Source organism: Corallococcus sp. BB11-1 (assembly GCF_026626625.1).
In the GTDB taxonomy this organism is placed as follows: Bacteria; Myxococcota; Myxococcia; order Myxococcales; family Myxococcaceae; genus Corallococcus; species Corallococcus soli.
In genome coordinates this window covers 119062-134211 of record NZ_JAPNJY010000004.1, presented here as the reverse complement: position 1 = coordinate 134211, position 15150 = coordinate 119062, and the positions used below count along the sequence as shown (strand labels likewise).

The following is a 15150-nucleotide window of genomic DNA, read 5'->3' as shown; positions in this document are numbered from 1 at the left end:
GGAACCGGCCCTCCGTGTGGCCGGTTCCCTATACTCCCCACGATGACCCGACCGCGCACCGCGAGCCTGAGACTCGACGCGTTCCTCCCATACCGCCTGTCGGTCGCCGCGAACGTCGTCAGCCAGCGGGTCGCGCGCGTCTACGTGGAGCAGCACGGCCTGAGCACGCAGGAGTGGCGCCTCATCGCCGTGCTGGGGGAGGACGGCGACCGCACGCAGCAGGACCTGGTCAAGCGCACGCGGATGGACAAGGTGCCGGTGAGCCGCGCCGCGCGAGCGCTCGAAGCGCGGGGACTGGTGCGGCGCGCCACCAGTGAGCGGGATGCCCGGTCGCGGAGGCTGTCGCTGACCGCCGCCGGCCGGCGCATCTACGAACGGGTGGCCCCCGCCGCGCTGGCGGCCGAGGCGGAGGTGCTCGCGGGGCTGGATGCCAATGAGCGCACGCTCCTGCGCTCGCTGCTCGAACGCGTCGAGCGCGCCGCGAGCGCGGCCCTGGCCCGCGACCCCTGAAGGTTGTCAAACTGGTTTCATTTGTTACCATCCCGGGCATGGAACCGCTCCAATACCTCACGGGCTTTGGGAACGAGCACGCAACGGAGGCCGTCTCCGGAGTGTTGCCGGTTGGCCAGAACACGCCGCAGCAGGTCGCGTTCGGCCTCTATGCTGAACAGATTTCAGGCACGGCGTTCACCGCGCCGCGTTCGGAGAACCGGCGGACGTGGATGTACCGCCTGCGCCCCAGCGCGGCCCATCCGCCCTACCGGAAGACCGAAGCGCGCCGCCTGCGCAGCGGCCCCTTCGACGAGGTTCCGCCTCCGCCCAACCGGCTGCGCTGGGATCCGCTCCCGCTGCCCACGGACCCGACGACGTTCCTGGAGGGGCTGTTCACGCTGGGGGGCAACGGCTCCGCGGCGGCGGGCGACGGCGCGGCGGTGCACCTGTACGTCGCCAACACGTCCATGGTGGACACCGCGTTCTTCAACGCCGACGGCGAGCTGCTCATCGTCCCGCAGCAGGGCGCGCTCCGCATCGTGACGGAGCTGGGCGTGCTCGCCGTTCCACCGGGCCACGTCGCGCTCATCCCGCGCGGCGTGCGCATGCGCGTGGAGCTGCCTGAAGGGCCCGTGCGCGGCTACATCTGTGAGAACCACGGTGCGCCGTTCCGGCTCCCGGAGCTGGGGCCCATCGGCTCCAACGGCCTGGCGAACCCGCGGGACTTCCGCGCGCCGGTGGCGGCCTTCGAGGACGTGGAGCGGCCCACGCGCGTGGTGCAGAAGTTCCAGGGGCACCTGTGGGAGACGACGCTGGACCACTCACCGTTCGACGTCGTCGCGTGGCACGGCTCCCACACGCCGTACGTCTATGACCTGGCGCGGTTCAACACCATCAACACGGTCAGCTTCGACCATCCGGATCCCTCCATCTTCACGGTGCTGACCTCGCCCAGCGAGACGCCGGGCACCGCGAACTGCGACTTCGTCATCTTCCCGCCCCGGTGGATGGTGGCGGAGCACACGTTCCGGCCGCCGTGGTTCCACCGCAACGTGATGAGCGAGATGATGGGCCTCATCCACGGCGTCTATGACGCGAAGGCGGATCAGTTCGTGCCCGGAGGCGCGTCGCTCCACAACTGCATGAGCGCGCACGGGCCGGACCGGAAGACGTACGAGGCCGCGGTCGCCGCGCCGCTGGGTCCCAAGAAGATCGACAACACGCTCGCCTTCATGTTCGAGACGCGCCACGTGATCGCGCCCACGCGCGCCGCGCTGGAGAGCCCGACGTTGCAGTCGGACTACGACGCCTGCTGGGGTGACCTGCGCAAGGCCCAGCTTCCTCCTCGCTGAGCGGAAGGTCCGCCCGGGGGCGTCGAACCTGCCGGAGCCCGGGTGGGGCACCAGCGCCCCGTGGACAGGCGCAGGTGCTGGTGGCGCGGGGATTGCTAAAAGCCGCCGCGAAGCCCGGGAATGCCTCCCGGGTGTGGCGCCCCAGCCGCGATGACCTCCAATCCTTCCCTTCCTCCCGAGCCAGCAGGACCACGGCGTGGCCTGCTGGCCGCGGCCTTCCTCGCGCTCCTGTGCGTGCCGCTGTCCCCGCCCGACGCGGCCCCGCCGCCCCGGCTGGTCCTCTGGGCCTGGGAGCGGCCGGAAGACCTCCGCTTCCTCGCCGGACGGCCCGTGGACGTCGCCTTCCTGCTGACGACGCTCAACCTCACGGACAGGGACGTGCACGCGCACCCCCGCCGCCAGCCGCTGCGGCTCCCGCCGGGCATCACGCTGAAGGCCACCGTGCGCCTCCAGATGCTCCCGGGGGCCTCGTTCGCGCGCTTCAGCCCCGAGCGCCTGCGCGCGCTGTCCGAGCGCCTGGCGGCCCTGGTGCGGCGTCCGGACGTCACGGCGCTTCAGCTCGACTTCGACGTGCGCGAGTCGGAACATGACGCCTACGTCTCGTTGCTCCAGGACCTGCGCGAGCGCCTGCCGCCGGGGATGCCCCTGTCCATCACCGGGCTGGCGTCGTGGTGCGCGCCAGGAAGCTGGCTCACCCGCGCGCCGGTGGATGAAGTGGTCCCCCAGCTCTTCCGCATGGGCGCGGAGGCCCCCGTGTGGCGGGCCCGGTTCGCGCGCGGGCTGCCCCGACCGTGCGCGGGGAGCATGGGCCTGGCCGTCGACGAGTGGCAGGCCGTGCCTCCCGGTGTTTCGACGCTCTACCTCTTCAACCCCCACCCGTGGACGCAGTCCGCGTTCGCGCGCGCCGTGGCGGAGACGCAATCATGATGTCCTCACTCAGGGGCCTCGTCGGCCTCGCGGTCCTCCTCCCCTCCGCTGTCGCCGTGGCGTGTGGCACTGACGCCTCCTCCTACGACGAAACGGCGCACCCCGACGTCCCCTTCGAGTCCTTCGCCGCCGGGCGCCTGGGCCTGCTGCGGGGGAGCCTCCGCCTGAGATACCTTGTCTATTCCTGGCGCTCGATGATGGGCATCCCCACCACCGCGGATGAACAGAAGCACGTGGTGGAAGGATGGAAGCAGGTCATCGACGGATTCTCCCTTCCTGTCGCGGAGTGGGGAAGTCAGCAGTGGACCGCCGCCCGGAACGAGGTCGCTCCCGGGGCCGAGCCCGCCCCCCTGGCGTTCGCCATTCGGGAGAACTTCGTGGACATCTCCCGCATCCACGCGGACGCCTTCCTCCAGGCCGCGAGCACCGCGCGCGTGCTCGCGAAGGAGTGGAAGCAGCGTCCCGCGCTGCTGGCGGAGTGGGTCGCCCACCAGGACGTCGTCTTCGGCCCCTGCCGCTCCCTGGCGGAGGCGGCGCCGGACATCGAGGAGGGACTGACGCCCCGTGAGAAGGCGCGACGTCGCTCCGAGCGCGCCTACCAGGAGGCGGCCTCACTCTTCTACTGCCACCAGTTCGACGCGGCGGCGAAGGCCTTCCAGGCAATCGCGGAGTCGGCCGACTCGCCCTACCGCACCCTGGCTTCATACCTGGTGGCGCGCACCGCCGTTCGCAGGGCGCTGTTCGAGCAGTCCTCGGACCTGGCCTACGAACGGAGGATGGACGAGGCGACCCGCGAGCGCTTCGTCCTGGCCGATCAGGCCATCGGGAAGGTGCTCGCGGATCCGAAGCTGCGCGAGGTCCATGGACCCGCCCGTCGCCTCCAGAGCCTCGTGCGCGGCCGCCTGGATGCGAAGGCCTGGAGTTGCGAGCTGCTGACGCGGGTGCTCGAGCCGGGCACGGGGTCCGGGCTGAGCGCGGAGCTGGGGGACCTCCATGAACCGGACGGCTCCTGGGGCGTCTGCACCGCGCTGCCCCCCGCCGCGGCCGAGCTCGCGGAGTGGCTCAAGACCCTCACCGCCGCGTCCCCCGACATGGAGGCGCACGTCCGGGCGCCACTCCAGGCCTCCGCCACGGCCCGCTGGAGGAAGTCCGCCCATGTGCCCTGGCTCGTCGCCGCGCTGAACGTGTCCCGCGCGGACTCGCCGGGCCTGCCGACGCTGCTCGCGGACGCGGCGAAGGTCCCCCTGACGTCACCCGCGGGGCCGACCCTCGCGTACCACTCCATTCGCTTGCTGCGCGAGCAGGGGGAGCTGCCGGCGGCACGTGCCCGGCTGGATGCGATTCCGCCGGAGTTCGTGCGGGAGATGCCCGCCCTGGGGACGCTCCTGCGCCAGGAGCGCTTCGCCCTGGCCCGGACCTGGGACGAGGTGCTGGAGAGCACGGTCATCGAGTCTCCTCCACCGCCGGCCGGTACCGGGGACGTGAGCCTGTTCCCGGAAAATGCGATGCGCCTTGAGTCCCGGCTCACGGCGCGCAAGCTGCGGGCCTGGACCGCGAAGGTCCCAAAGGGCTCCGCGCTGCGCCGGCGGCTGGCGTGGACCACCTTCGCGCTGGCCGCGGTGGTGGAGGATGACGAAACCCTCAAGGCGATGGCGACCCAGCTCGCAGAAACCGAGCCCCCGGCCCGCGCGGAGCTGCTGGCCATCGTCGGACGGCCCACGCCGGAGGAGCGGATCTTCGACGCACGCCTCCTCCTCATGGGCCTGCCTGCCGTGTCGCCGCGACTGTCGTCGGCTCGGTACCTCACCATGCCCCTCGCCTCCGACCTGACCGCGGACATCCGGCATGACACCAACGGGTGGTGCCCGATGGCGAAGGCTCAGCCGGCCACGCCGCCGTTCTCCTTCGAGAGCCCCGAGGAGCGTGAGGCCGCCGCCGAGCAGTGGAAGGCCCTCTCCGAAGCGGGCAGCTCGGTGGTCTTCCACGCGCGCGTGGCGCTCGCCTGGGCGCAGGCGAACCCCAAGGACCCCCGGTCCCCCATCGCGCTCTTCCGCGCGGTGCGGGCGAGCAAGTACGGCTGCGGAGGCCAGAACACCCCCGAGGCCCGGAAGGCCTTCAGCTATCTCCACAAGCACTACGGCAAGACGGAGTGGGCGAAGAAGGTCCGCTACGTCTATTGATCCCCGCTCGGAGCGGGGGGAAGTCGGCGCGCCCCTTCTTCCCGTTGAGTTGGGAGCGACGGGACCCACCCTGTCGTCAGGCCGCCGCGGAGGCTCCGCGCCCCGTGTCCATGTCCCGGCCCTCCCTGTCTCATTGCTCGAATCCCCCGGACCAGGGCGGGTCCGCGCGAGTGACTCAGCCCCAGGCCTTCAGGGGGCTCCCGCCGGAGGGCGTGCCGCCGTCCGCTCTACCTGCTTGAGCAGATCCAGGAGCGCCCGCAGGTGGGGCTCCTGGACGGGCTCCACCAGTTGGACGGAGTGACGGCGTCCTCCGTCCTCGATGGTGACGGTGTAGCGGGTCTGATCCGCTCCCTTGGTGAGGGTGCCCACGCGGCCGGGCTGTTCGAAGAAGGAGGCCGCGTGCACGCTCCGCGCGATGGCGTCTGCTTGCGCGGGAGGCAGCGCCGCGAGGTCCAGCAGCCTTGGCTTGTTGAGGCCGGGAATGAAGGCCAGCCCACCCTCCCGCTTGATTTCAATGCGCATCACACGCTCCCCGGGGGCCCGTCACGGCCCCCCTCTGGTTTCAGGCCTGGGGCGTACGCGAGGGCTTTCCCGTCTGGACGCCCTGTGGCGGGACCCAGGCGACGGAGACCTTCTCGCGGGAGACCGGGATGCCCACCTGGCTCCAGGCGTCGCGGACCGCGGCGTCCTCGGCCCCGCCCTCGCCGTAGAGCCGGGAGGCGGCCATCAGCGTGATGCGGGCGAACCGGGCGAAGCCGCAGTCGGGACGCAGCTTCGTGTCGCGCAGCGCCTCGTACCAGATGTGGCCTGCCTTCTCCCAGGCGTAGCCTCCGAGCTGGGTGGCCACCAGGTAGAACGCCCGGTTGGGAATGCCGGAGTTGATGTGTACGCCGCCGTTGTCCTCCCACGTCCTGATGAAGTCGCGCATGTGGCCGGGCTGCGGGTCCTTGCCCAGCACCGGGTCGTCGAAGGCGGTCCCCGGGGCCTTCATGGAGCGCAGCGCCTGGCCCTGGACCGCGGAGGTGAGGAGCCCTTCGCCAATGAGCCAGTCCGCCTTGTCCGCCGTCTGGTTGAGGAATCGCTGCTTCACGAGCGAGCCGAAGACGTCGGACATCGACTCGTTGAGGGCTCCCGCCTGGCGGAAGTAGACCAGCGGGCCCTCGTCCTCCGTCATGCCGTGTGCCAGCTCGTGGCCAATGACATCAATGGCGATGGTGAAGCGGTTGAAGAGTTCTCCGTCGCCGTCCCCGAACACCATGCGCTGGCCGTCCCAGAAGGCGTTGACGTAGTTCGTGCCGTAGTGGACGTGGGCATCCAGGCGCATGCCGCTGTCATCGATGGAGTTGCGTCCGAATACCTCCCAGAGCAGGTCGTACGTGGCGCCCAGCCCGTCGTAGGCCTCGTCGACCGCGGCGTCGCCGCAGGCCTCCTGTCCTTCGCTGCGGACCAACCTGCCAGGAAAGGTCTCCTGTCCGTCCAGGTGGTAGATGGAGCGGTAGCGCTGCGACTCGGCCATCATTCCCGAAGTGCCCCGGATGATTGGCCGCTGGGTCGGGAGCGTCGTGGCGAGTCGCAGGTTCCGGAACGTGTTGTCCACGGAGGCGGTTTGCAACGCCGCGGCGCGCTGGGTGCTGGTGCCGTTCTGCGCGATGGACCGGAGCAGGTACGGCGGAAGGATGCAGTGGATGGAATGCCGATGCCATCTTGGATGAAACGTCCTCATGGTGTCCCCCAGGGATGTGTCTCCTTGAAGCTAGGGACGCCTCTCCTGGCACAAGCGGCGGGTGGCCAGCGCAAGGCCGCGCCGTTCCCAGGGCCGCCGCGTGGGCACACCAGCCGCCGGACCCTGGCCTGGGTTTCCCCCGCGGGGGCCGTCTCAGCCGCCGTGCGAGCGGGGCGCGGGGGCTGGCGCCGGGACTTCAAGAACATCACCAGCAAGCCGCCCCAGCCCAGCAGGTCTTCCGTGCGTGGGTGGGCAGGGCTGGGGCCGCCAACCCTGCTCGACTCAGCGAGCGGACCCTCCGTCGCGGCCGGAGGCGCCAAGCTGCCCGCGCGCCGCGTCGATGGTTTCAAGCACGGCGATGCTGCGCTCGAGCGGATGCAGCGGTGACTCCGTGTGTCCCTCGGCGATGTGCCGTGCGACCGCGGCGGCCTGGTAGGCAAGGCCCTCGCTGCCATGGATGCCCGACGTATCGGTCCAGCGCAGCCGCTGGTCCGACCGCGCGGCCTTCAGCGTGAAGCCACTGGGCGCGAAGAAGCGTGAGTCGAGCTGGAGGCGCGCGTGCGTGCCCGCGATGACGGCCTCCTGGGGCGTCTCGGCGAGGACGGTGGTGTGCAGCAGCGCCTGGGCGCCCGTGGCGTAGCTGAGGACGAGGGCCGCCTGCGCGTCCACGCCTGTCTGGGTGAGCGAGCCCGTGGCGTGCACCCGCGGGGGCGCGCCGAGCGCGAAGTGCGCGAACCAGATGGGATAGATGCCGATGTCGAGCAGGGCGCCGCCGCCGAGCGCGGGGTTGAAGACGCGGCCTTCGGGATCGAAGTCGAAGCGGCCACCGAAGTCCGCCATGACGAGCTGGACGTCTCCGAGCACGCCTTCGCGCAGCAGCTGTTCAATGAGCAGCGTCTGGGGGAGGAAGCGCGACCACAAGGCCTCCATGGCGAAGACGCCCGCGGCGTGAGCGGCCCGGGCGATGTCCCGGGCCTCGGAGGCGCTGAGCGCGAGCGGCTTCTCCACGAGGACGTGCTTGCCGGCGGCGATGGCGAGCAGGGCCTGGCGCTTGTGTTCGCTGTGGGGGGACGCCACGTAGACGATGTCGACCTGGGGGTCCGCGACGAGCTGCTCGTAGGACTCGTGGACGCGCGGGATGCCGTAGGCCGCGGCGAAGCGCGAGGCGCGCTCGGGGGCACGCGAGGCGACCGCGTGGACGCGCTGGTCGGTGTGCTGATGCAGCGCCCAGACGAAGCCTCCCGCGATCCGTCCGGGCGCGAGCACGCCCCAGCGCAGCACGGGGCCTCCGCGCAAGGGGATGGCTTCGGCGGGGGGGAGGGTGGTCGGGAAGAGGCTCACGGACCCGAATCTAGCCGCCCCCGGCGCCGCGCACCGCCTCGCTGCTCCGTGTCTCAGCCGCCCTTGGGCATGTTCAAGGCCATCGCCACCAGCGACAGGGTCAGGTCCTCGGGCTGGTAGGGCTTGAACGGGTTCAGCGTCGTCCCGGTCGAATCGAGGTGATCCAACCCGTGCAGGGTCACGGACTTGGAGCCGGGGATGAACGCGTCCTGCGGGAGCACCAGGCCGTCCGACTTCACGCCGTAGCGCTGCTGCATGTACTCCTCGGCGACGAACAGCGGCGAGGTCGGGTTGGCGGTGGTGGAGGCCATGCACACGGCGGGGATGCCCGCGGGCATCGGGTGCTCGGCCAGGAACTTCTTGCGCGAGTCGTACGTCAGGTCCTCACCGGCCTGGATGCTGCCGCCAATGGCCTCGATGGCGCCGCCCACGCCGTAGCGCACCAGGGGGTTGTCCAGCAGGTCCTGCGCCATGGGCGAGCCGCCGTACGGCGACTGGAGGGTGACCAGGGCGCGCACGTGGTCCTTGAGCTCCGGGTACAGCGCCAGGGCCGCCGCGGAGTCCAGGCCGCCCTTGCTGTGGCCGATCAGCACCACCTGCTTGCCGTTCTTGGAGGCGTCGAGCACCGCCTGCCGGACGATGGCCGCGTTGTGCTCCACGCCCATGTCCGTGTCCACGGGCACCCGGCCCACCTGCAGCCCCTGGGCTTCGAGCGCGTCCAGGTTCTTGTCGAGGTAGATCTCCTTGGGCGCCGCCTCCGACAGCAGCCCGCCCACCGCCAGGAACACGCAGTCCTTGGCTTCGGCGGGCAGCACGTTCTGCCCCGTGCGCACCGCCTGGTTGAGCTTCTGGAACTCCGCCGTGGCGTCCTTGGCCGGTGGATACGCCTTCTGGATCCAGCCGATCTTGTCCGCCTCGCCTTTGCCCGGCCAGGGGATGGGCAGGCGCAGGCTGTTCACCTGCGAGAGCGCGTTGCCCCGCGGCGCACCCGCCGAGAAGCTGTCGCTCACCGCCAGGGCGTTGGATCCCTTCGATGCTCTGGCCAGGGTGGAGGCATCCGGAGCGCCTCGCGTCTGCGAGGGCGGCGTGAGGCTGGAAGGACGCTTGACCTGGACCATGAAGGGACCTCGGGGGGGACCGAGTGGGGCGGGGGACTTGCCTGCATTGTCGGAGGAGGGCGTCGTTTGTTGCGTGCCCGTTCCAAGCGCGTGAGAAGCCGAGAACCCCGGGCGGATGCCGCGATGCGGCGGGTGCTCACGGGCTGCCAGCATGTCAGCTAATGTGATTCAATGTGCCTATTCGCAAAAATGATTTATTGATTGCGACTCCAGGTCTTCCTCGTCATCCTCGACGTCAAAGACATTCACGTCTTGGGAGGAACTCATCATGCGCCGAACCACTCTTCGTGCTGTCCTTGCCGTCGCCACCGTCGCGGGCCTGGCCGTCTCATCGGGCGCCGCGTTCGCCTCCTCCGCGATCGACTGGGAGGTGGGCCTGACGTTCTACGGTGACAACTTCACCACCCCCCTGGCGAACTACCCGGCCCCTGACGACGGGTGCCATCCGTTCCCGGCCACGGCCGACGCTCTCGTGGGGTGGAGCAACTTCGAAAACGTGGTCGCCTACACGACCGATGACTGCAGCGGGCTGCCGACCGCGCTCGGCACGCTGAGGACGTTCCGGCCGGGCAAGTACGCGAGCTTCACCGCCTACTGAGGTGCCGCGACGGAGGGGTGTCTCTTGTGAGACGCCCCTCTGGGGACGCGCCCTTGCTCAGGCCTTCGTCGCCTCGATGATGCTGGTCCCGCTCCGGGTGGGGATGATGCGCTCCACCTTCCATGACGTCGCATCAAGCAGGGCCTGGAACTCGTCCCTGGTGCGCTCGCGCCCGTCGGCGACCACCAGCATGTTGAGGTCCATCAGGTGGGATGCGTCGGGAGTCCGGTTGTCCGGAATCACGAACTCCACCACGAAGAGCCGGGCGCCGGAGGGGGCCGCGGCGTGGAGCTGGCGCAGGAGGGTGATGGAGGCGTCATCATCCCAGTCATGGAGGATGTGTTTGAGCAGATAGGCGTCGGCGGCGGGCATGCCGGGCTCGAAGAAGCTCCCGGCCACCACGTCCACCCGGCTGGCGAGGCCTCGGGACTCCAGCGCCGTCTTCGCGCCTTCGGCGACCCGGGGCAGGTCGAAGAGGATGCCCCGGCAGGAGGGATGGGCGCGCAGCACCTGCGCAAGCAGATCGCCTTGGCTTCCTCCAATGTCCGCCACACGGGCGAAGGGCGCGAAGTCGATGTGGTGCGTCAGTTCGCTGGCCACCAGGCCGGACAGATTGCCCATGGCCTGGGCGAAGTGCTCCGCCTCATCGGGGTGCCGGGCGAAGTGCCCCCAGATGTCGGAGCCGAGGGCGGCTTGCGTCGTGGACCTTCCGGTGCGCACCGCCTCGGAGAGCAGGCCCCAGGGCAACCAGTGCGACTTGTCGGTCTGGATGATGGCCAGCTCCCGCAGCGAGCCAGGGACGTTCGAGCGCAGCCCTTCGCCCACCGGCGTCAGGGCGAAGGTCCGCTCGGAGACGGCCTCGAGGATGCCGGCGGTGACGCCGCCTCGCATCAGCCGGAACAAGGCGCCCGGGTGGACGCCGAGTTCGGCCGCCAGCGAATCACTGTCGCGCGCTCCTCCCGCGAGCAGGTCCGCGATCCCCAGGCGGGCCACGGTGCCAATGACCTGGGTAATCCAGAAGCTCATGATGGATGCATGAAGCTGCTGGGTGGGAGACGTATCCTTGTCGTGGATGATCTTCATGTCTGGAGTCTAACCGCGCGCCATGCGGCTGCGCACCGCCGACGACCCGCTCCACCGCGGCTCCCGTGGGTCGATGCCTGGGATTGCCCCGCGCCGCGGCGGCCACCCTATCGGCGGTGGATGTTTCGCCACGGCCCGCCTCGACTGCTCGAAGCGGGCCGTGGTGTGGGTCAGAAGGTCTTGTCGAGCAGCGCCTCACACGTCGGTGAGAGGGCCCCGTCCTTCACATGGAGCGCCACCGGGCCGGAGGCCGCGCCGGGCTCCCACTGCGTGCGCACGAAGCACTTGTCCCCGACGTTGAGGACGTGGAGCCGCGAGGCCACCGCGCCCTCCGGCAGCGCGTCGAACACCAGCACCCCGTCTTGCTGGGTCTTCAGCGCCTGCCGCAGCCCGGCCGGCGTGTCGCTCCGCCCGTAGAACCGGCCCGGCTGCACGCCCTCTGGCAGCGCCCCCAGCGACTCGCGCACCGCCGAGGAAGGCGAGACCCGCACCGTCGCGGCGTAGCGCCGCACCTCGTCGAGGATGGCGGAGGGCGTGCCGCCGCGCAGCACCTCGTGCTGGACCGAGGAGCCCGTCAGGTCGATGCGCCCGTTCTCCCCCCGCAGGAGGACGAAGGCCCCTGGGACGAGCGGCGAGCGCCGCAGGAAGAACAGGTGCGTGCCACCGCCCGGGGCCGCGATGTGGGCGCGCCCCATGGAGAGGTCCGTTCCCGCCGCCGGCACGGAGACGATCCGACGCGTGCTCCGCTCGCCGGGCGCGCGCTCCGTGTTCCGGTAGAGCTCCTCGTCCACCACGAGTTCGAGCTGGTGGGAGTACCGCGGGCTCTTGCTCCCCCGCGGATGCGTTTGTGCGTCGAGGACCCGGGTGATGCGGCCCGTGACGATGACGTCCGACTGGGCCACGTACCCCTCGGGACCCAGGGCATACTCGCCATGGTCATCGTGGATCTGCCCCTGTGTCGCCGTGGGTCCCAGCCGGGCCTGGGCCTGCTCGGGGAAGAACCCTGTCGCCACGCCGGTGGCGCCCACACCCAGGACCGCTCCAAGGACGAGCGTCATTCCCTGCTTCTTGAAAGGCATCATGATGGGCTTGCTCCGAAAGTCATTCACAGCGAGGTGTCGTGACAGGTCTGCGCGAGCGTCGCTCATGGAGCCGCCGTCACCAGCTTCGTGCTTGAGATGCCTCCGCCGACGTAGGTCCGCTGATCCAGGGGGTACGTGGTGTCCGTGCACCCGCTGCTGCAATCACGAACATACATATACGCGGTGCGGTTGTTGTCCGTGGCCCCGTGGATGATCTCCAGCCGGTTCCCGTTGATGATCTGGATGTCCGGCGCGACGTTGAGGGTCCAGCCCCCGGTCACGTAGGTCCCCACGTGCACGTAGTCGCCGAAGGCATTGATGTAGCCCTCCGCGATGCGCAGGATGTGATTGCCGTCCGCGGAAGGGAAGGCCATGAAGCAGCGGTTCGCGCCGGCCGGCGCCCAGTAGCCGCAGTCGATGCCGACGGGCGCGTCGGTCCACTCCGTGTTCAGGGACGTGGGCGTCGTCCACGCCCCGGAGCTGTCGGAGGTGGAGATTCGCAGCTGGCCGGTTTCCCGGTCGATGAAGGTCATCACGAGCCGGCTGGTGCCCGCGTCGTACGCGAGGCTGGGGCGGCGCCGGGACGACATCGTCGTCAGGGTGCGCGTCCCCGTGATGCAGCCCAGGAGGGCGGGGTGGATGCTCCGGTAGACGAGGATCAGCCCTCCATCGTTGGCGGCGAGGAACGCCTTCGCGAAGCCGCCCGAGGTGTCCTCGGAGACGGCCACGCCGTCGGACGTCCACTCATTCCAGTTGATGCACTCGGGGCTGACGCCGCCGGTGGCGGAGATGGCCAGGTGGGCCACGTTGCTGGTGGTGTCCCGGGTGGGGTCCGTCTCATAGGCCACCAGGGACCAGCCATCCGCGCGGGTCGCCACGCCGACGCTGCCGGAGGTCTTCGCCACCTGGGTCCAGGCGCCGCCGGTGCGATCCCGCACCCGGATGGGGTAGTCCGCGATGTACTGCGCGTGCTGCCCTCCCGTCTTGTCGTCCACGCGCGGGAAGCGCTTCGCATAGGTGGCGTGGCTGTACTGCCCCTGCTTCATGATGGCCTCCTCCGGGTTGGAGGGGTGGCCCAGCCCGAGGCAGTGCCCGAACTCATGGGAGAGGATGGACTGGATGTCCCAGGTGGCGGTGCGGTCGTCCGAGTAGAGATGGGACCTGCTGGTGTTCTTGTAGATGTCGAGGGCGCAGTTGTCCGACAGAGGGACGTTGGTCGCGCGCCCGAGGCACCCCGAGGTGCAGTCGCCATCGCAGCACGTCTTCGCCTCGATCTCGATGTCCGACGCGCTGGGCGTCGTGTTGTAGAACGCGAGGTTGGTGGAGAAGCCCACGCCCACGTTCAGCCAGGCCTGGAGGCCCGAGCGCGCCATGTGCATGGTGCGCGTGGCGTCCAGCCCGAAGTGGGTCTGGAACGGGCCGGCGATGACATCAATGACATAGGGATTGTCGCTCCACCGGCCCCCCGTGTTGAACACATAGGCGCTCACCGTCGCGGCGGGCAGGAATCCCATCAGGAAGACTGCGGTCAAGCCAGGTCGTTTCATCATTTCCCCCATGCGGTCTTCGTTGCTCCCGAGCCCCAGGTGCGAGGCGAGGACGGGATGGAAGAAATACGCAGGGGCCGCCCATTCCTGGTCGCGAATAAAGGAAAAGGGGCCTGCGCCGCACTGGATTGTCGAGGCACCAGCGGGGGTGTAACCCGGCCGTTTGCTTCTGCATCGGCGCTCGCCGGGCCTGACTCGCTTCGCGGCGGCGCGCCCCCTCCGCTCCCCGAGGTTTGATGCTCTCGGGGTGCGGGGAGCGCGCCGTGGCCTACGGATGCTTCATCGCGGCGTGACCTTGAGCACCTTGCCGTTGGTGGCATCGGTGAGCAGGTAGAGGGCGCCCTCGGGGCCCTGCACCACCTCGCGGATGCGCGAGTCCATGTCCTTGAGGAGGTGCTCCTCGCCCACCACGCGGTCGTTCCGCACCATGAGCCGCACCAGCGCCTTGGAGGACAGGCCGCCGATGAACATGTCGTTCCGCCACTCGGGGAACAGGGTCCCGGAGTAGATGGTCATCCCCGAGGGGGCAATCACCGGGTCCCAGTAGTACACGGGCTGCTCCATGCCCGGAGCCTGGGGACTGTCGTGGAGGGACGCACCGGAGTAGTCCTCTCCATACCCGATGGTGGGCCAACCGTAGTCCTTGCCTGCCTCGGGGCGGTTGACCTCGTCACCTCCGCGCGGCCCCATCTCCACCGTCCACAGCCGGTTCTGGCCGTCGAGCGCCGCGGACAGGACGTTGCGGTGACCCACCGACCAGATCTCCGGCTTCGCCTCCGGGGTCTTCAGGTAGGGGTTGTCCTGGGGCACGGAGCCGTCGGGGTTGATGCGGACCACCTTGCCGAAGTGGCTCTTCACGTCCTGGGCCTGGACACGGCCCGCGAGGATGGAGCGCTCCCCGAGCGTGACGAACAGCTTGCCGTCCGGGGTGAACACCATCCGTCCCCCGGAGTGCAGCGTCGACTCGAGCGTGGGCATCATGCGGAAGATGACCTGGACGTTCTCCACGCGAGGCTGCGCTCCATCCACGAGCCGCGCGCGCGCCACCGCCAGCCCGTTGCCGCCCTGGCGTGGCTCGGAATAGGTCCAGTAGATGAGCTGGCTCTGGGCGTAGTCCGGGCCCACCTCCACGTCGAGCAAGCCGCCCTGACCGCGTCCGTCCACGGCGGGCAGGCCGCTGACGGCGGGGGACTTCGCGCCCTGCTGCGTGACGATGTAGAGCGAGCCGGTGGGCTTCTCCGTCACCAGCATGCGCTGGTCAGGCAGGAAGGCGAGAGCCCAGGGGTTCCTGAAGCCCGACGCAATCTCAGTGACCTGGATGGGCGTCTTCGTCTGGATGGCGGGGACGCGCGTCTGCCCGGGGAAGGCCGGCTTGAACTCGGGCACGTTGGGCGGGCCCTGCGGAACCGGGGGACCGCTGGGGAGCGGGTCTTCCGGAACGCCCGCGTCATCTTCAATGATGCCCGCGTCATCTTCAGGAACGCCAGAGTCCTGCTGCGGGGCGCCAGCATCCTGCTGCGGGACGCCCGAGTCCGGTGGCGTGGGTTCTGGATCCTCTTGGCAACCGACCAGCAGGGTGGCGACGATGAGGGACAATGACAGGATGCGCATGTGACTCACTCCAGGGGGAAGGGGAGTGAACATCGCGCTCTTCGAATCGACAGGGAAGGACGCGTTACAGCCGGTGGCGGTGCTGGACATCGGATC

General features: G+C 69.8%; 13 protein-coding genes. 5 read left to right on the top strand and 8 right to left on the bottom strand.

The window, feature by feature from the left end; all coding sequences use genetic code 11:
* Positions 1–42: 42 nt before the first annotated feature.
* The 4 genes from OV207_RS06040 to OV207_RS06025 all read left to right on the top strand — a co-directional run bounded on the left by OV207_RS06040 (position 43) and on the right by OV207_RS06025 (position 4951).
* Positions 43–510 (top strand): MarR family winged helix-turn-helix transcriptional regulator, encoded by a 468-nt coding sequence (locus OV207_RS06040; RefSeq protein WP_267553384.1) that lies wholly within the window; start codon positions 43–45, stop codon positions 508–510.
* Between the two features lie 38 nt (positions 511–548).
* Entirely contained in the window at positions 549–1844 is a 1296-nt protein-coding gene (gene hmgA / locus OV207_RS06035; RefSeq protein WP_267553381.1) for a homogentisate 1,2-dioxygenase, read from the top strand.
* A gap of 150 nt (positions 1845–1994) precedes the next feature.
* Positions 1995–2771, top strand: coding sequence for a hypothetical protein (locus OV207_RS06030; protein ID WP_267553379.1), 777 nt, complete (start codon positions 1995–1997; stop codon positions 2769–2771).
* Entirely contained in the window at positions 2768–4951 is a 2184-nt protein-coding gene (locus tag OV207_RS06025; RefSeq protein ID WP_267553376.1) for a hypothetical protein, read from the top strand. Before OV207_RS06030 ends, OV207_RS06025 begins: the two co-directional genes overlap by 4 nt.
* A gap of 189 nt (positions 4952–5140) precedes the next feature.
* On the opposite strand, the gene OV207_RS06020 is transcribed toward OV207_RS06025, so the two are convergent.
* The 4 genes from OV207_RS06020 to OV207_RS06005 form a co-directional block, all read right to left on the bottom strand.
* Complete coding sequence (locus OV207_RS06020) at positions 5141–5473, bottom strand: protealysin inhibitor emfourin (protein WP_267553373.1); 333 nt, start codon at positions 5471–5473, stop codon at positions 5141–5143.
* 40 nt (positions 5474–5513) lie between these two features.
* Positions 5514–6674: a M4 family metallopeptidase gene (locus OV207_RS06015; RefSeq protein WP_267553370.1), complete on the bottom strand. Its 1161-nt coding sequence runs from the start codon at positions 6672–6674 to the stop codon at positions 5514–5516.
* A 282-nt stretch (positions 6675–6956) separates the two neighbouring features.
* Positions 6957–8015 carry a Gfo/Idh/MocA family protein gene (locus OV207_RS06010; protein WP_267553368.1) on the bottom strand — a complete coding sequence of 353 codons (1059 nt, stop codon included), beginning with the start codon at positions 8013–8015 and terminating at the stop codon, positions 6957–6959.
* A 53-nt stretch (positions 8016–8068) separates the two neighbouring features.
* On the bottom strand, positions 8069–9133 hold the full coding sequence (locus OV207_RS06005; protein ID WP_267553366.1) for a lipase family alpha/beta hydrolase: 1065 nt from the start codon (positions 9131–9133) through the stop codon (positions 8069–8071).
* A 268-nt stretch (positions 9134–9401) separates the two neighbouring features.
* Between OV207_RS06005 and OV207_RS06000 the strand changes: the two genes are divergently transcribed.
* A complete protein-coding gene (locus tag OV207_RS06000) occupies positions 9402–9731 on the top strand; it encodes a hypothetical protein (RefSeq protein ID WP_267553363.1) in 330 nt (109 codons plus the stop codon).
* Between the two features lie 57 nt (positions 9732–9788).
* Here OV207_RS06000 and OV207_RS05995 read toward each other — a convergent pair whose 3' ends face one another.
* The 4 genes from OV207_RS05995 to OV207_RS05980 all read right to left on the bottom strand — a co-directional run bounded on the left by OV207_RS05995 (position 9789) and on the right by OV207_RS05980 (position 15054).
* Positions 9789–10814, bottom strand: a complete 1026-nt coding sequence (locus OV207_RS05995; RefSeq protein ID WP_267553362.1) for a methyltransferase — start codon at positions 10812–10814, stop codon at positions 9789–9791.
* A gap of 170 nt (positions 10815–10984) precedes the next feature.
* Entirely contained in the window at positions 10985–11896 is a 912-nt protein-coding gene (locus OV207_RS05990; RefSeq protein ID WP_267553359.1) for a hypothetical protein, read from the bottom strand.
* Between the two features lie 62 nt (positions 11897–11958).
* The gene (locus tag OV207_RS05985) at positions 11959–13428 is read right to left on the bottom strand and encodes a matrixin family metalloprotease (RefSeq protein ID WP_267553357.1); all 1470 of its coding nucleotides are present in this window, start codon (positions 13426–13428) and stop codon (positions 11959–11961) included.
* Between the two features lie 294 nt (positions 13429–13722).
* A complete protein-coding gene (locus tag OV207_RS05980; RefSeq protein WP_267553354.1) occupies positions 13723–15054 on the bottom strand; it encodes a PQQ-dependent sugar dehydrogenase in 1332 nt (443 codons plus the stop codon).
* Between the last annotated feature and the right edge of the window lie 96 nt (positions 15055–15150).

What these genes read in the sequence shown, in the direction of transcription:
- OV207_RS06040 (WP_267553384.1), top strand. Translation starts at nt 43, where the DNA reads ATGACCCGACCGCGCACCGCGAGCCTGAGACTCGACGCGTTCCTCCCA.
- hmgA (WP_267553381.1), top strand. Translation starts at nt 549, where the DNA reads ATGGAACCGCTCCAATACCTCACGGGCTTTGGGAACGAGCACGCAACG.
- OV207_RS06030 (WP_267553379.1), top strand. Translation starts at nt 1,995, where the DNA reads ATGACCTCCAATCCTTCCCTTCCTCCCGAGCCAGCAGGACCACGGCGT.
- OV207_RS06025 (WP_267553376.1), top strand. Translation starts at nt 2,768, where the DNA reads ATGATGTCCTCACTCAGGGGCCTCGTCGGCCTCGCGGTCCTCCTCCCC.
- OV207_RS06020 (WP_267553373.1), bottom strand. Translation starts at nt 5,473, where the DNA reads ATGCGCATTGAAATCAAGCGGGAGGGTGGGCTGGCCTTCATTCCCGGC.
- OV207_RS06015 (WP_267553370.1), bottom strand. Translation starts at nt 6,674, where the DNA reads ATGAGGACGTTTCATCCAAGATGGCATCGGCATTCCATCCACTGCATC.
- OV207_RS06005 (WP_267553366.1), bottom strand. Translation starts at nt 9,133, where the DNA reads ATGGTCCAGGTCAAGCGTCCTTCCAGCCTCACGCCGCCCTCGCAGACG.
- OV207_RS06000 (WP_267553363.1), top strand. Translation starts at nt 9,402, where the DNA reads ATGCGCCGAACCACTCTTCGTGCTGTCCTTGCCGTCGCCACCGTCGCG.
- OV207_RS05995 (WP_267553362.1), bottom strand. Translation starts at nt 10,814, where the DNA reads ATGAAGATCATCCACGACAAGGATACGTCTCCCACCCAGCAGCTTCAT.
- OV207_RS05990 (WP_267553359.1), bottom strand. Translation starts at nt 11,896, where the DNA reads ATGATGCCTTTCAAGAAGCAGGGAATGACGCTCGTCCTTGGAGCGGTC.
- OV207_RS05980 (WP_267553354.1), bottom strand. Translation starts at nt 15,054, where the DNA reads ATGCGCATCCTGTCATTGTCCCTCATCGTCGCCACCCTGCTGGTCGGT.